At 44.8% G+C, this 13,100-nt stretch carries 14 protein-coding genes and 1 pseudogene; 6 read left to right on the top strand and 9 right to left on the bottom strand.

What is annotated here, in order from left to right:
* Positions 1 to 90 precede the first annotated feature (90 nt).
* From ACQY1Y_RS15580 to ACQY1Y_RS15570, 3 genes are all read right to left on the bottom strand, one after another.
* Complete coding sequence (locus ACQY1Y_RS15580) at positions 91 to 876, bottom strand: STING domain-containing protein (protein ID WP_430013099.1); 786 nt, start codon at positions 874 to 876, stop codon at positions 91 to 93.
* 72 nt (positions 877 to 948) lie between these two features.
* A complete protein-coding gene (locus ACQY1Y_RS15575) occupies positions 949 to 2,064 on the bottom strand; it encodes an STING domain-containing protein (protein WP_430013098.1) in 1,116 nt (371 codons plus the stop codon).
* 146 nt (positions 2,065 to 2,210) lie between these two features.
* Entirely contained in the window at positions 2,211 to 2,378 is a 168-nt protein-coding gene (locus ACQY1Y_RS15570; RefSeq protein ID WP_002763566.1) for a hypothetical protein, read from the bottom strand.
* 114 nt (positions 2,379 to 2,492) lie between these two features.
* On the opposite strand from ACQY1Y_RS15570, the gene ACQY1Y_RS15565 reads away from it, so the two are divergent.
* Positions 2,493 to 2,714, top strand: a complete 222-nt coding sequence (locus tag ACQY1Y_RS15565) for a hypothetical protein (RefSeq protein ID WP_430013097.1) — start codon at positions 2,493 to 2,495, stop codon at positions 2,712 to 2,714.
* On the top strand, positions 2,704 to 2,841 hold the full coding sequence (locus ACQY1Y_RS15560) for a hypothetical protein (RefSeq protein ID WP_288138306.1): 138 nt from the start codon (positions 2,704 to 2,706) through the stop codon (positions 2,839 to 2,841). The genes ACQY1Y_RS15565 and ACQY1Y_RS15560 overlap by 11 nt, the downstream gene beginning before the upstream one ends.
* Before the next feature lie 274 nt (positions 2,842 to 3,115).
* Here ACQY1Y_RS15560 and ACQY1Y_RS15555 read toward each other — a convergent pair whose 3' ends face one another.
* Entirely contained in the window at positions 3,116 to 3,670 is a 555-nt protein-coding gene (locus tag ACQY1Y_RS15555) for a PEP-CTERM sorting domain-containing protein (protein WP_430013096.1), read from the bottom strand.
* A gap of 262 nt (positions 3,671 to 3,932) precedes the next feature.
* On the opposite strand from ACQY1Y_RS15555, the gene ACQY1Y_RS15550 reads away from it, so the two are divergent.
* From ACQY1Y_RS15550 to ACQY1Y_RS15540, 3 genes are all read left to right on the top strand, one after another.
* Positions 3,933 to 4,442 (top strand): transcriptional regulator, encoded by a 510-nt coding sequence (locus ACQY1Y_RS15550; protein ID WP_430013095.1) that lies wholly within the window; start codon positions 3,933 to 3,935, stop codon positions 4,440 to 4,442.
* 161 nt (positions 4,443 to 4,603) lie between these two features.
* Entirely contained in the window at positions 4,604 to 5,494 is an 891-nt protein-coding gene (crtR, locus tag ACQY1Y_RS15545; protein ID WP_016515507.1) for a beta-carotene hydroxylase, read from the top strand.
* A gap of 122 nt (positions 5,495 to 5,616) precedes the next feature.
* Complete coding sequence (locus ACQY1Y_RS15540; protein ID WP_271934979.1) at positions 5,617 to 5,934, top strand: hypothetical protein; 318 nt, start codon at positions 5,617 to 5,619, stop codon at positions 5,932 to 5,934.
* Here the strand turns inward: ACQY1Y_RS15540 and ACQY1Y_RS15535 are convergent, their stop codons facing one another.
* The 5 genes and pseudogenes from ACQY1Y_RS15535 to ACQY1Y_RS15515 all read right to left on the bottom strand — a co-directional run bounded on the left by ACQY1Y_RS15535 (position 5,935) and on the right by ACQY1Y_RS15515 (position 10,603).
* On the bottom strand, positions 5,935 to 6,489 hold the full coding sequence (locus tag ACQY1Y_RS15535) for a hypothetical protein (protein WP_430013094.1): 555 nt from the start codon (positions 6,487 to 6,489) through the stop codon (positions 5,935 to 5,937).
* A gap of 893 nt (positions 6,490 to 7,382) precedes the next feature.
* Positions 7,383 to 7,571, bottom strand: a pseudogene (locus ACQY1Y_RS15530) (PDZ domain-containing protein); the annotation flags it as partial.
* 27 nt (positions 7,572 to 7,598) lie between these two features.
* A complete protein-coding gene (locus ACQY1Y_RS15525) occupies positions 7,599 to 8,414 on the bottom strand; it encodes a mechanosensitive ion channel family protein (RefSeq protein ID WP_002750679.1) in 816 nt (271 codons plus the stop codon).
* 188 nt (positions 8,415 to 8,602) lie between these two features.
* Positions 8,603 to 9,772, bottom strand: a complete 1,170-nt coding sequence (locus ACQY1Y_RS15520) for an HhoA/HhoB/HtrA family serine endopeptidase (RefSeq protein WP_430013093.1) — start codon at positions 9,770 to 9,772, stop codon at positions 8,603 to 8,605.
* 162 nt (positions 9,773 to 9,934) lie between these two features.
* Positions 9,935 to 10,603, bottom strand: a complete 669-nt coding sequence (locus ACQY1Y_RS15515) for a hypothetical protein (RefSeq protein WP_016515509.1) — start codon at positions 10,601 to 10,603, stop codon at positions 9,935 to 9,937.
* A gap of 208 nt (positions 10,604 to 10,811) precedes the next feature.
* Between ACQY1Y_RS15515 and ACQY1Y_RS15510 the strand changes: the two genes are divergently transcribed.
* A complete protein-coding gene (locus ACQY1Y_RS15510) occupies positions 10,812 to 12,935 on the top strand; it encodes a tetratricopeptide repeat protein (protein ID WP_430014685.1) in 2,124 nt (707 codons plus the stop codon).
* The last annotated feature ends 165 nt before the right edge of the window (positions 12,936 to 13,100 follow it).

Raw genomic sequence — 13,100 nt, 5'->3', positions numbered from 1 at the left:
AATGTGCTGGTTAAGACAAAGGGGCTGTTCTTGGTTTATTTACGCCAATAACAGCCCCCAAGTGACGAAAAGAGCGATGATTGCACCTATTTAGTCCGGTAGCTTGAAGTCTGGACTGTTATTGTAATTGAAATAACTCAGGAATGGATACTTTATGCCTGCTTTTTGTAGGAGTGATTCTAAGTAACGGAAAAATTCGTTATATTGAAGCGTCTTTTGTTTTTGCCAGGATTCGGCCGAAGTCTCATCGCTCATTTCAGACTCGACGAAGTCGTGTAGCGCAATCAGCGGCGTTGGAAAATCGACGACATCGAGCCGGTCAACTTCCACGTTCAATAGCAGCGCCTCAGCTTTCTTGGCACGTTTCAGATTATCACGCATCGCGTTATCGAGAAGCTGCTTTGTCTCGGTCGGAACGTAAACGCGGAAGGCGCGGCGCGACCCGGGTTGCTTGATGCTAATTTCTGCTAGACGATTTTTTCGTAAGTTGACCACAGCCGCGTCGGTGGCATCTTCCCATGAGACCGGCTTCGCGATTCTGATCCGAAACGTCGAAAATGACAGAGTCATCACCGCATTTTCCCCCCCCTCGTTGCCCTCGTTATCGACGTTGGGCAGCTTGTAATCAGGCAGGTCAACTTTTCCTCCTTGCAGGCTCTCGTAGGCAGGCTTGAGGAAGTTTTTGAAATATCCATAAGCCAGCACGCGTGGTGCGGGAACCAGCAAAGCATCAAAGTCCTGAAGCTGGGTAAGGTAGAGTAAAACAGGTTTTCTGGCTGTCGTTAGGGAATTGCTGGTAGGTTCAGCAGTGGCGATTGAGGACAGTAGAGTGATGGCACAAAAGAGCAGTGGAAGGGCAATTTTTTTTACTAACATTGTTGTTTCGTTCTAATTACATTGATACTCCTGCGAACCTAGGGACTAGAGCCAGAAGAACCCTAATCTTATTTAGTCCGGCAGCTTGAAGTCTGGACTGTTGTTGTAGTCGAAATAGCCCACGGAGGAACCCTCCATACCTTCTTCCCTTACATAAAAATCCAGAGAATCGAAAAACTCTTTGTACTGAATCGCCTTTTGCCGCTGCCAGTATCCAACTGCTGAACTCTCATCGTTTTTGCCTTTGAGAGTTGTTTGCTCAACGGACTTGACGAAATCGTAGAGCGCAATCAGCGGAGTTGGAAAATCCACGACATCGAACCGATCAAGTTCCACTTCGAGATTGTTGCTCATTGCGTCGTCAAGAAGCTTCTTTGTCTCAGTCGGAACGTAAACGCGGAAGGCGCGGGGTGAATTGGGTGCCTTCACGCTAATTTCTCCTAAACGATTCTCTCGTAACTGGCGGACAGCATTATTGGTAGCATGGTCCAACGACACAGGTTTTGCGATCCTGATCCGGAATGACGAATACGACAATGTCATTTTATTCTTCTCATTCGGGAGCTTGTAGTCAGGCAGCTTCACTTCCTTATCATCATTGTACAGGCACTCGTGGACAGGCTCGACGAAGTTCTTGAAATATCCGTAAGCCAGCGCACGCGACGCGGGAATCAGCAGAGGTTTGAAGTCTCCAAGTAGCGTATCGAGGTGGCTTCGCAGACCCTCCTTGAATTTCTCAATGTCATTGAAGGTGCGAAAGAGTCCCCGCGTCTGCATAGCCTTCCGGAACTCGCGGACACGTTCCAACTCCTGGGGATCGATCTCGGAGAGGTTGAATTCCCTGTCGGAGAAGTAGAGTAAAACGGGCTTCTTGGCGGCAGCGAACCTTTCGATCTCTTCGACTGTCCCGGCGATGCTGTTTTCGGTGGGCGAACCCAGGCGCTTGCCGACGATCCCGATGAGAATATCAGCCGGATCAAGGAGGCGCTGGTTGGTAACCGCCTGAAAGCTCCCCGGTCCTAATTCTGGAGTAGTATCTTCCTCCCACCGAATCGGTTTGAGCATGATGTGCCGCTCCTCCCCGTTGCGGGAGTTCCAGTCCCGAAGTACTTCCTCAACGGCCAGCCGCTCTTGTTTAAGATCATTGGTTGATGCGATGAAAACTTCCAATATACAGGCATCAAACATTGTCGCTACCTCCCCATCTTGTGTTTTTTATAAGTAATTTCGACTAGAATCGCTTGAACCATCGCGGTTTTCTGGAGTGGATATCGTTTAGTTTATCGTATCGATCGAACCCCCGACTATTCCCCATAAATATCGGTTCGGTTACTTCAGCCACCCGATCTCACTTGCGGCGATTGTTTCGCTCTTTCTCGCCATTTTTTTGAATTTTCTGTAATTACCTCGCACATCGATCGGGCTTTTTCCGCCGCATCCCGTGCCATTTCCAGAATTTCCTCTAGTTCCCGTTCATTTAGTCCTGTTTCTTTTTCTTCCATCACCGTAAACCCTGCAAGCGATTTTTAACCTTATTCTAGTTTCTAAAATACGTCCGAGCTATGATAGCTTGACTCTAGAGCTAAAGTAGAGATAGGGTTTAATTGGAGCCATGTATGGAAGCGATCGAATTTAGGACGGTTATTCATGACGGTCAAGTGAGCGTTCCCCCCCGATATTCTTCTCGATGGGAAGGTAAGATGATACGCGTGATTGTTTTGGATGACTCGGAAATCGTCCCCGATTCGAGCCAGAAAACTGAAAAAACGATGTTCGAGGCGATTTCTTTAAATACACGGGGATTTACATTCGATCGGGACGAGGCTAATGCCCGATAAAGTTTTTTTTGATAGTTTAATACTGGCCAGCGCTCTGGAAGCGGGCTGTCAAATTCTCTACAGTGAAGATTTACAACATGGTCAGCGAATCGAGAATCAATTGATGATCGTTAATCCCTTTAGTTAAGTAGGTAGGTGTTAAAAGTTGTCAGACACCCCCCTTGATAAGTAGGGTTGATTCATGAATCAACCCTACTTATAATCAACCCTAGGGACTTGCGTGAGAATAATATCCCAATCGATCGGAGGGCGCAAGCTTTGCGCCCCTACAGTAACGGATTTTGTCCACAATGTAGGGGCGAACTGCGTTCGCCCAAAAGGTACATTATCAAAGCGCAAGTCCCCTACTATGAATTAACCCTACCTTGATAAGGAGGGCAGGGGGGATCAATCGGTCAAAATTACCCTTCTAGTTTCCGGCCTTTGCACAATAAACCCACCCCGGCAACGGAGAGTAAACCGAGAACCGTCGCTGGTTCGGGAACGGTGGTCAGGGAATAATTGGCGAGGACGAAGAGTTCAACAGTAGAACCGTAACTACCGTCGGAAGCGAACCCCGTAACCACGTTCCCCGCAATGTCGTTAGAGGTGCCAAAGCCGAATAGATCATTACAATTCGTGGTGTTACAAGCGATAAAATCTAGTCCCGATCCGTCTAAGGATAGCACCGCCTGACCCGTTAGACTACCACCAGAAAGGTTAAAAGCGTCAAAAGAACCTATGAACGGGAGGGCAGGAGCGGGAGAGCCGTTAAAGGTGGTATTACTGATAGAACTGACGAATACCCTGTTGTTATCTGGTTGCAGGGTTCCGTCCACCGTCGCAGTGATGGTTCCTAAGCTGGAGGTGTAGGAAAAGTTAAAAGTGGCGGCACTGGCAACCGGTGCGAGGGTGGCGGTGGCTACTGTGGCGAGGGCGACGGTTAGGGGTTTGTTGAAGGATTTTTTCAGGGACATAATTCTGACTTGAATTTGTTTAAAATCTAGCCAAATCTTACCCCCCCCCCCGATTTTGTCAAGGTTGTTGCTATTTATATTTATTATGCTTTATCTAGCTATTGATTACTCGATTGGGGATTGAGGGGGATCTGCCAAGAGAGCGGCGAAGTGGTGCGCTTTTCTAGGGTGCGGGGGGCGATCGGTAAAATTGGCATACACTATAATTATCAGAGCGATCGATGTTTATCTAAGTTAAAGAGAACAATAAAACTAGCGATCGATGCACGTGATCAGTAAAGTTAAATTACGAGAGTTTTGGCAACGCCACTCGGACGCAGAAGACGCTCTTAGGGATTGGTATAACTTCGCTAGTAAGGCTAACTGGAAAAATTTAGTAGAGGTTCAAGGTCGCTTGCAGTATCAACCGAAACCGATTAATAACTCCCAAGAATACGAGCGATTTTTAAGCATAATTGAAGAGATGATGTCACGGGAGTTAAGCAATGACGAAGGACTATTATTCGATTTATTGGTGTTATTAGTGGAAGAATACGAGCGGAAACATTATCCGATCGCCCGAACAAATCCTACCGCTACGTTAGAATCTTTACTTGATGAATTCGATATCGATAGGGAGTGTCTTGTCGATATTTTCGGCGATCGGGATAGAGTAGAATCGGTGATAGGGGGGAAACAGGCGATCGCTCCTTCTCAAGCCGAGTCTCTAGCCGAATTTTTTAATCGTTTAAGTGCGAAACTGGCGTTAAGCGCCCGTGATTTTCTCTTGTAGCCTCGCTTTCCCTCGGGGACTGGGGGGGAAGACCATATAACAAATCCTTACTTTCTTCATAACTTTAGATTAATTAAGATAATGTTACAAAACTTTATGAAAAAGGCGTAGTATGATAATTTACGCCAGTAAAGCGAACACAATAAGGAGCAACACCCATAATGCAGTCGGCCGAGATGTTGCTGACAGTCCCCAAAGAGTATTTAAAAGCACCGGGGGGCTTCAACCCAAACGTTACCATGTTTTTCAGTGCCTTGAGCCTAATAACCCTATCTACCTGTGGCTATTGGCTATGGTCCTGGCCGGACTGGATTTGTTTTAGTGCTAATGTCCTCGCTTTACATTTATCGGGGACAGTTATCCACGATGCTTCTCATAATTCTGCCCATAGCAATCGGGTATTTAATGCTATTTTAGGTCATGGCAGTGCTTTAATGCTCGGTTTTGCCTTTCCGGTCTTCACTAGAGTCCATTTACAGCACCACGCGCACGTTAACGATCCCGAAAATGATCCGGATCATTTTGTCTCCACTGGTGGACCGTTGTGGATGATTGCGGCCAGATTTTTTTATCACGAAATCTTCTTTTTTAAGCGGCAACTCTGGCGAAAATACGAACTGCTGGAATGGTTCCTCAGTCGTCTTTTTGTGGCTACCATAGTCATCGTCGCCTGTCAATACGGTTTTATCAGCTATGTGATGAATTTTTGGTTTGTTCCCGCTTTAGTGGTGGGAATTGCCCTCGGTTTATTTTTCGATTATCTCCCCCATCGTCCTTTCCAAGAGCGTAATCGTTGGAAAAATGCCCGAGTTTACCCCAGTACCCTCTTAAACCTGCTGATTTTAGGGCAGAATTATCATCTCGTGCATCATCTTTGGCCGTCGATTCCCTGGTACAAATACCAACCGGCATACTATGCCACTAAACCGCTTTTAGACGCAAAAGACTGTGAACAGTCTTTGGGTTTACTGCAAGGTAAGAATTTCTGGAGTTTTCTCTACGATGTCTTCCTAGGTATTCGCTTTCACTCCCATTCTTCTAAAACTTCTTGATCTTATTTATCGTAATGATGAGGTACAAAGTTTTCATTTTAGGGAGTCGGTGGTCGATTTTGTGAGAAACTCTCTATCTGTACTGGTTTTGTTGTCAACCTGATTTTTTGAAGGAGGATTTTATGAGTCAACATTGGGGAAAAGCCTTAATTTTAACAACAACTCTCTTGACAATTAACATCAATTATGCTAGGTCTTTAACCTTTGGTGAGGCCGTGGGTATTGGAGCGGGGGCCTTGTTAATCAACCGAGCGGTACAGGATAATAGACAACGTTATCGATTTGTGCCACCAGAGCAAGAATTTCAGCGCGGACTAGAGGACGGTTTTAACTTTGCCCGCTATGATAATCCGCGCAATTCCAGAGACTACGATGACGGTTTTATCGAAGGACGAAGACGGCGGGAGTCGGGTTGGTCCAGTCCCAACCGGAGAAACTAATTATTTGTTTGGTCTGCGTCCCACTTCGGCGGTTTCTTGAATGGAAAAGATCCTCAATTTGCCGTCGATGGGAGCGACTTTAGCCACCGCTTCCGATGCAACTATATAGTTATCACCCTCGGTGTTGGTAATATTGACTACCCGCTCGCGAGTGATAATCGCCATCTCGTTATTAGCAAGAATATCCACGTCCCAATTCTCAGAAAGAACCTCTATACTTTTAATATTTTTGTAGGATTCCTCTAAAAATATTTTATGTTCCGTGATGCCATCTAACTCAAAAATTTCGGTACTAGCATCGGTTTTAATGGTCAATTGCGAGGAAATAAACGGGGCATAGTGTTTGAGGATTAGGGGGATATTTTTATCTTTAATGGCGGTTTCAATGTCTTGAATCATTGCTTTAATTTCCGCTTCACTGATTTTTTGTCCCCAATCGCGATTACCCGATTGTTTCACCGGCACTATCGAGGGATTAGCATGGACAAAAGGGGGGGAGATACCGGGGAGAAGGGATAAACCGAGCAATAGAACAATTAATTGGGGAGAACGCATAATTTAATAAACTTGGTAAATTCAACCCGAATCATAGCATTTTCTCGTTACCGAATAAATCCTCAAGGTGAAAGGGCTGCATCTCATAAGTAGTCGTGCAAAATAAATTTCCTAGTGAAGATGGGCAAAAGGCAGGAGGCAAGAGGTGGTTAGATATGTGTAATTAATTTTGCGGCTCTTCTAGGTTCTGTGTGATAAGTTTAACTTACAATATGATTGATCAGTCTTTGTGTCCTTTGTGTCTTTGTGGTTCGTTCCACCCCCTCGCTCTTGAGAATGTATCTTAGAATACATTTTGCCCACCAAACCTAAGAGAGCCATTTTGCTTAGGTACTTATAAATAGACTCCTCTTCCACGACCTTTATAGACTTTTTTATAACTAATCTTTTTCTCAATTTAGTATTCAAGATATCCAGTTAAACGATAACTTTTCAAGATTTATTGTATCTTCTTTTCTAAGACTTTCTCATCCTTACCTGGTCTTTTTTGGGCTCTTCGGTTTGTCTTATGCAAGGGACGGGATGATAGGAGATGAAACCCTTATAGGCTCTTCCGGTTTCTGTGTGGAAACGAAGCCTATACTGATAGTTTCTTCGGCAAAATAGTCGTAAAAGTCTTTCTCCGTCAACATTTCACGATTCCATAAGCAAAAATTATCACACAAAGTCGAGAAGAGCCGGGACGGGATGATAGGAGATGAAACCCTTATAGAGAAAGACATTGCTGCGATATTTGTCAATTGTTTTCGATCTAGAGCGAGCTAATCAATTAAGTCTCTTGTCAGATAAGGATTTAGTCGATTTATGCCACCCGATCGAACTATACCAAGTAACGAAGAACCGTGATCAGTGAACTGAAAACTCACATCTGATAACTGACTCCGGACTGCCGATTACTGATTTGACATTTGGGCGGTGATTACGGTGAGATCGATCGCCCTTTCCCCCCTTCTGATTCTTAGGGGTAAAGATTGACCGATCCAGGCTTTTTCCACCATTTCCTGTAACTCAGCGCCATCGCTAACCGGTTGATTATTAGCTTTAACAATCACATCCGCGCGACGGATCCCGGCTTTTTCGGCATAAAACTGGTCTTCGCTTAACCCGGTCTATCGATTGTGTAAAACCGTGTGGGTAGCAGGAATAGGATAGCCCGCTTCACCGAAGGATTCATAGATAACCTTATTAGTGTCAAAATAGACCTGCCAATAGTTATCGTTACTGCAATAGGGACGTACTGCTAAGAGAAGTCCGGAGGGATTAAATTCTAAAATTTCCACATCGGGAGCGGGATCAGTCAAAACATTGGGGATACGGCTAATTTTATCCTTTAACAGAGCGATCGCTTCTGGGACATTTACCCCGTGACTTAATTGAGCGGTCAACTCCACACGACGATAGGGATTAGCGGAAAAATTTTGAATATTCCCAGAAAAAATGCTGTTATTGCCGACTACAGTTTTAATGTTGTCAGGAGTGTTAATAGTAGTGGCAAATAAACCCAATTCGTCCACCGTGCCAGTTATACCTCCCGCAGAGACAAAATCGCCCACCTTGAAGGGACGGAACATAACTAAAAAAGCCCCGGCGGCAAAATTGGCCAACAGCCCCCCCCAGGCAGCCCCGATCGCAATACCAGTAGCGGCTAAAAGTGCGGCAAAAGAAGTGGTTTCAACGCCAAAAAAGCCCAAAATCGCCACGATCAGGACAACTTGCAGGACAATGAGGATGAAAGAAATGATATATCTAATGATGGTAGGATCGACGTTGCCCTTGGCCAAACTGGTTTTGAGCAGATTAACCGCTAGATTAATCAACCATTTACCGATAAACCAGAGTAGGATCGCCCCGATTAATTTCGCCCCGAAGCTGATCGCTAAATCCCTGATAAAGTACATTTGATTGCTAACTTGAGCCGGATCCATAGTTATTATCCTCGCAAAGAAATAAAGCTAATTTACACACAGATTATAGGGGCGAGAGGAAAAACCGAGAACTCTCTCAAGGAAAAAAACCGATTTGGTGATGGGGAGTATTTTCAGTGAACAGTAAACAGTGAACTGAAAACTTACATCTGATAACTGATAACTGATAACTGATTACTGATTACTGATTACTGATTTGACATTTGGGCGGTGATTACGGTGAGATCGATCGCCCTTTCACCCCTTCTGATTCTTAGGGGTAAAGACTGACCGATCCCGGTTTTTTCCACCATTTCCTGTAACTCAGTGCCATCGCTAACCGGTTGATTATTAGCTTTGACAATCACATCCCCGCGACGGATCCCGGCTTTTTCGGCGGGGGTATTGGGTAAGACTTTCACCACCAAAATTCCCGACACTTCCGGCACGATCATCGAAGAATTGGGGTTTTGATTATTAGCCCGGGCTAAATCGGGAGTTAGATTAACCATCTGCACACCGATATAGGGATGGGCCACCTTTTGACCTGATTCTAGGGTTGCTTGTAACTGTTTGGCCCGGTCGATGGGAATGGCAAAACCGATGCCCATGGCATCAGCACGAATCGCCGTATTGATACCGATGACTTCCCCTTGGGCGTTGAGTAAAGGACCGCCGGAATTGCCGGGGTTAATAGCGGCATCGGTTTGGATAAAATCAATGCGTTTATCGGGAATACCCGCCTTAGCCGCCGAGCGCCCGATCGTGCTAATAATTCCTAAAGTTACCGTATTATCTAGACCGACGGGATTGCCTACTGCGATCGCCCAGTCCCCCACTTGTATGGATGCGGAATTGCCCAGGACGGCCACAGGTAATTTTTCCCCTTGGGGATTAATTTTCACCACGGCTAAATCAGTGATCTCATCAGTACCGCGTACTTCTCCCTTGAAGCTACGACCATCTTTTAAAGTTACCGTTACCTTATCGGCATTATCGACCACATGGGCATTAGTTAAGATTAAACCACTGCCATCGATAATAAAACCCGATCCCTGGCCCGCCACTCGCTGCTGGGTGGGAAGACGAAACTGTTCTCCAAAAAACTCCTGAAAAAAAGGATCATCAAAAAAGGGGCTATTGGGACGAGTAATGATCGCTTCGGTGTCAATTCGCACCACTGCCGCACCTGTGCGGGCCACTGCCTTAGCGACAAAACTTTCCGCCGTCATCTCCGGGGGGATTCTGGCCAGATCGGTGGCAGCAGTGGGCAGATTTTGAGCATTTACCGCCGCTAAACTGCTAAAACCGAGCATAACTCCCAGAAAAGTTGCCAAAGCGTGGGTAATAGTTCGCCGTAACCCTGTAGGAAGTTTCATACTTTGATCTCTGAATTCTGATGTTTTAACTGTTTCTGTCTATCGGTTGACAGACCGACTATTAAAAATCTAACAAATCGATCGCTCCGTTTAAATCCAGAAATAACCGACGATTGACACCAAATCCGTCTGCTGGCGGATTTGGTGATGGTTTGCCGTTTACTAATCTCTGATCACTAGGGGCGATTGCAGGGTAATATTTAAATCTCGATCGGGGTTAACAGAGTATAACTGCGCGGAACTACCACCGACAATTCCCGCCGTCGGTAAACCCCATCCTGCAAGGGTTCCCACGGCTGCCCCCGCTAAGACATCGAGAACTTCGATCTTGCGATCGCCCGTAAGGGCAGCGATCGCTGTGGCTGCCCCCGCACCGGCGACGGTTCCCGCTAAGATATCTTGAGTTTTTGCCCCTTTACGCACGGTTTCAGTGGTAGTAATTAATCGCGAAGTGGCATTGAGGGGAATAGTGCGATTACCCCCATCGAGGCGAATTTCCTCGGCAATAAACCGCACACCTTGGCCCATCGCTTGTAAAGTACCCTTGACTTCACTTCCCGCTGCAATCACCACACTCCCATTCCGGTTACGAATATCTCTGGCTACGGTTAAAGTCAGAGGAATAACATCACTTTTAGAAACTAAAATTTTATCGGCTTTCTCGTAATTCAAAGGGATAACTGTTCCCGCCGGAATCGAGATTTGTTGAGCGATGAGACTTTGCCGATTAATATTACTTTGAGCGAGGACGGGAAAAGTGCCGGACATGGAACCCATGAGCAGGGTAATCAGTAAAGCTGTGCTGGCTCTGGTAACAGGATTGATAGACATAGCGGTTATCCTCTGAAAAAACAACAGTGAACTTTCTCTATTTCTAGATTATTTTTTTCTGTCTGTCATGTCAGTCCCCTCCACAGGGAATTTTTTCCCTTTCTATAGGGAAAAAAGTAGAATGGCAGAATTTCTGCATTTTGTCCATCGACCGCAAAAGAGAGTCGAAAAGCCTAGAATGGTAAAAAACCTCGGATTGCCATCGTCTATGGAACTCGCTGCCGGAAAAATCCTTAGTCATCGCTACCAAATTATCCGTCAATTGGGAAAAGGGGGATTCGGACAGACTTTTTTGTCCTGCGATCGCCAGTTACCCAATCAAAATCGCTGTGTGATCAAACAATTTCAACCCCAGTGCCGGAATGCCGAAACTGTAGCCATCGCTAGACGACTCTTTGAAACCGAGGCGAAAATCCTGCAAGAATTGGGCAATCATCGCCATATTCCCCGTTTATTTGCTTATTTTGAGGAAAATGGGCAATTTTTCCTCGTGCAAGAATACATTGAAGGGGAAGATTTAGCCACAGAAATTACTGCCGGTGTCTATAGGCAAAATGAAGAGAAAGTAGTGGCTTTATTAATAGAAATTCTCTCAATTCTCGAATTTGTCCATCAGAAACAGGTGATCCATCGCGATGTTAATCCCTTCAATCTTATTCGTCGCAGCCAAGATGATCAATTGGTTTTAATTGATTTTGGTGCTGTCAAACAAATTAGCACTCAAGTAGTTAAAGAAGGTAAAACCGTTTCTACAGTCGCTATCGGTACCCCGGGTTATTTCCCTAGTGAACAGGCCCAAGGTTATCCCCGTTTTAGTAGCGATATCTATGCCACTGGTATGATTGGATTACAAGCTTTAACCGGTAAAGCTCCCCAAGATATTCCCTTGGATGCTCGCACGGGGGAAATTCTCTGGCAACATTTGGCCATGACTAGCGCCGAGTTTAGTGATGTTATTGATCGCATGATCCGCTATGATTTTCGTCAGCGTTATACCAGCGCCAGTGAAGCATTAATCGCTCTGAGAAAATTAGGAAAAATTCATCATCTCGATCCGAAAACTACCCAGGCGGTGAAATCTCAAAGTCAAGTTACTCGTCAAGGGAAATCTTTGCTAACAAAAATCTTGTTTGTATCGGGGACAATTGGTTTAATAGCTGGTGCTTATCTGGGTTTTGACTATTGGCAAAATTCTCGTAATTCTCTTGGTTACTATCAACAAGGTCAGACTTTTTATCAACTCAAACGTTATACTGATGCCCTTAATTCCTATGGTCAAGCCTTAAAAATTAATCCCGATTATCTTGAGGCATTGCAAGGAAAAGCCGATGCTTTATTGGCTTTAAAAAGATACTCGGAAGCTTTAAATACCTACGAAAAAGCTATTCAAATTAACCCAGATTCCGCTTGGCAAGCTTGGCTCGGTCGCGGGGAAGCTTTAGATAAATTAGATAAAAATCAGGAGGCTTTAGAAAGTTTTGAGCGGGTCTTATCTCTTAATCCTGCCGCTAGTCAAGCTTGGCAAGGTAAAGCCGATATTTATCTAGAACTGCAACAATATTCCGCCGCCCAAAAAGCTCTTGACAAATTGTTAACTTTTCAGCAAAATGATGCCAAAATCTGGTATAAAAAAGGCTGGTCATTACAAAATCTTGAGGATTATGAAGGGGCAGTTAAAGCCTACGATCAGGCTCTAGCGATCGAGTCAGATAATGCCTTAATTTGGTATCAAAAAGGTAATAGTTTGTATCAATTAAATAAAATTAATAATGCTTTAGAAAGTTATAGCAAAGCCGGACAATTTAATCCCCAATTTTCCCAAGCTCACTATAGTCAAGGGATTATTCTGCAAAAATTAGGCCGCAATTCAGAAGCTTTGGAGGCATTTACTCAAGCAACTAAAGCCAATTCTAATTATTATCAAGCTTGGTTAAATCAAGGCGTATTACTTCATCAACTGGAAAGATTTCAAGAAGCGATCGCATCCTACGAAAAAGCTCGCCGTATTTCTTCCCGAAAATCTGAAGTTTTTATCGGTATCGGTAACGCTTGCTATCGTTTAGGCGACTATTCCCAAGCCATAACCGCCTATCAACAGGCGATTCAAAGACAAAAAGATAACCCCGAAACCTGGAAAAGTTTAGGCAATAGTTGGTTTAAACTCGGTCAATACGAGCGAGCGATTCAAGCTTATCAAGAATCACTTCGTTATCGTTCCAATGACCAAGAAGTGCAAACACAAAAACAACTGGCAGAAACTCGCTGGCAAGAACTTCAGCAATCTCCCCAAAACCCAACCCCGAAAGTGGATAGCGAGGAACCAGTTCCCTAACTTCCGCTCTTTTTTCAGATAGTGATGCAATTCAGACTTGAATTGGCCAGCCTATTACTATAACATATAATCAATTTGCAAGAGTTCTAATTATTCACTACCAGCTAATCAGCGATCGCTATTTTAGTTCAGTATAAAAATTCTGCGCTATCCATAGCGTGGTAG

This window comes from Microcystis ichthyoblabe FBCC-A1114 (assembly GCF_050500245.1).
GTDB lineage: Bacteria > Cyanobacteriota > Cyanobacteriia > Cyanobacteriales > Microcystaceae > Microcystis > Microcystis ichthyoblabe_A.
This window is presented reverse-complemented; position numbering and strand designations above follow the sequence as displayed.

What these genes read in the sequence shown, in the direction of transcription:
- ACQY1Y_RS15565 (WP_430013097.1), top strand. Translation starts at nt 2,493, where the DNA reads ATGGAAGCGATCGAATTTAGGACGGTTATTCATGACGGTCAAGTGAGC.
- ACQY1Y_RS15580 (WP_430013099.1), bottom strand. Translation starts at nt 876, where the DNA reads ATGTTAGTAAAAAAAATTGCCCTTCCACTGCTCTTTTGTGCCATCACT.
- ACQY1Y_RS15575 (WP_430013098.1), bottom strand. Translation starts at nt 2,064, where the DNA reads ATGTTTGATGCCTGTATATTGGAAGTTTTCATCGCATCAACCAATGAT.
- ACQY1Y_RS15510 (WP_430014685.1), top strand. Translation starts at nt 10,812, where the DNA reads ATGGAACTCGCTGCCGGAAAAATCCTTAGTCATCGCTACCAAATTATC.
- ACQY1Y_RS15525 (WP_002750679.1), bottom strand. Translation starts at nt 8,414, where the DNA reads ATGGATCCGGCTCAAGTTAGCAATCAAATGTACTTTATCAGGGATTTA.
- ACQY1Y_RS15555 (WP_430013096.1), bottom strand. Translation starts at nt 3,670, where the DNA reads ATGTCCCTGAAAAAATCCTTCAACAAACCCCTAACCGTCGCCCTCGCC.
- ACQY1Y_RS15570 (WP_002763566.1), bottom strand. Translation starts at nt 2,378, where the DNA reads ATGGAAGAAAAAGAAACAGGACTAAATGAACGGGAACTAGAGGAAATT.
- ACQY1Y_RS15535 (WP_430013094.1), bottom strand. Translation starts at nt 6,489, where the DNA reads ATGCGTTCTCCCCAATTAATTGTTCTATTGCTCGGTTTATCCCTTCTC.
- ACQY1Y_RS15550 (WP_430013095.1), top strand. Translation starts at nt 3,933, where the DNA reads ATGCACGTGATCAGTAAAGTTAAATTACGAGAGTTTTGGCAACGCCAC.
- ACQY1Y_RS15520 (WP_430013093.1), bottom strand. Translation starts at nt 9,772, where the DNA reads ATGAAACTTCCTACAGGGTTACGGCGAACTATTACCCACGCTTTGGCA.
- ACQY1Y_RS15515 (WP_016515509.1), bottom strand. Translation starts at nt 10,603, where the DNA reads ATGTCTATCAATCCTGTTACCAGAGCCAGCACAGCTTTACTGATTACC.
- crtR (WP_016515507.1), top strand. Translation starts at nt 4,604, where the DNA reads ATGCAGTCGGCCGAGATGTTGCTGACAGTCCCCAAAGAGTATTTAAAA.
- ACQY1Y_RS15560 (WP_288138306.1), top strand. Translation starts at nt 2,704, where the DNA reads ATGCCCGATAAAGTTTTTTTTGATAGTTTAATACTGGCCAGCGCTCTG.
- ACQY1Y_RS15540 (WP_271934979.1), top strand. Translation starts at nt 5,617, where the DNA reads ATGAGTCAACATTGGGGAAAAGCCTTAATTTTAACAACAACTCTCTTG.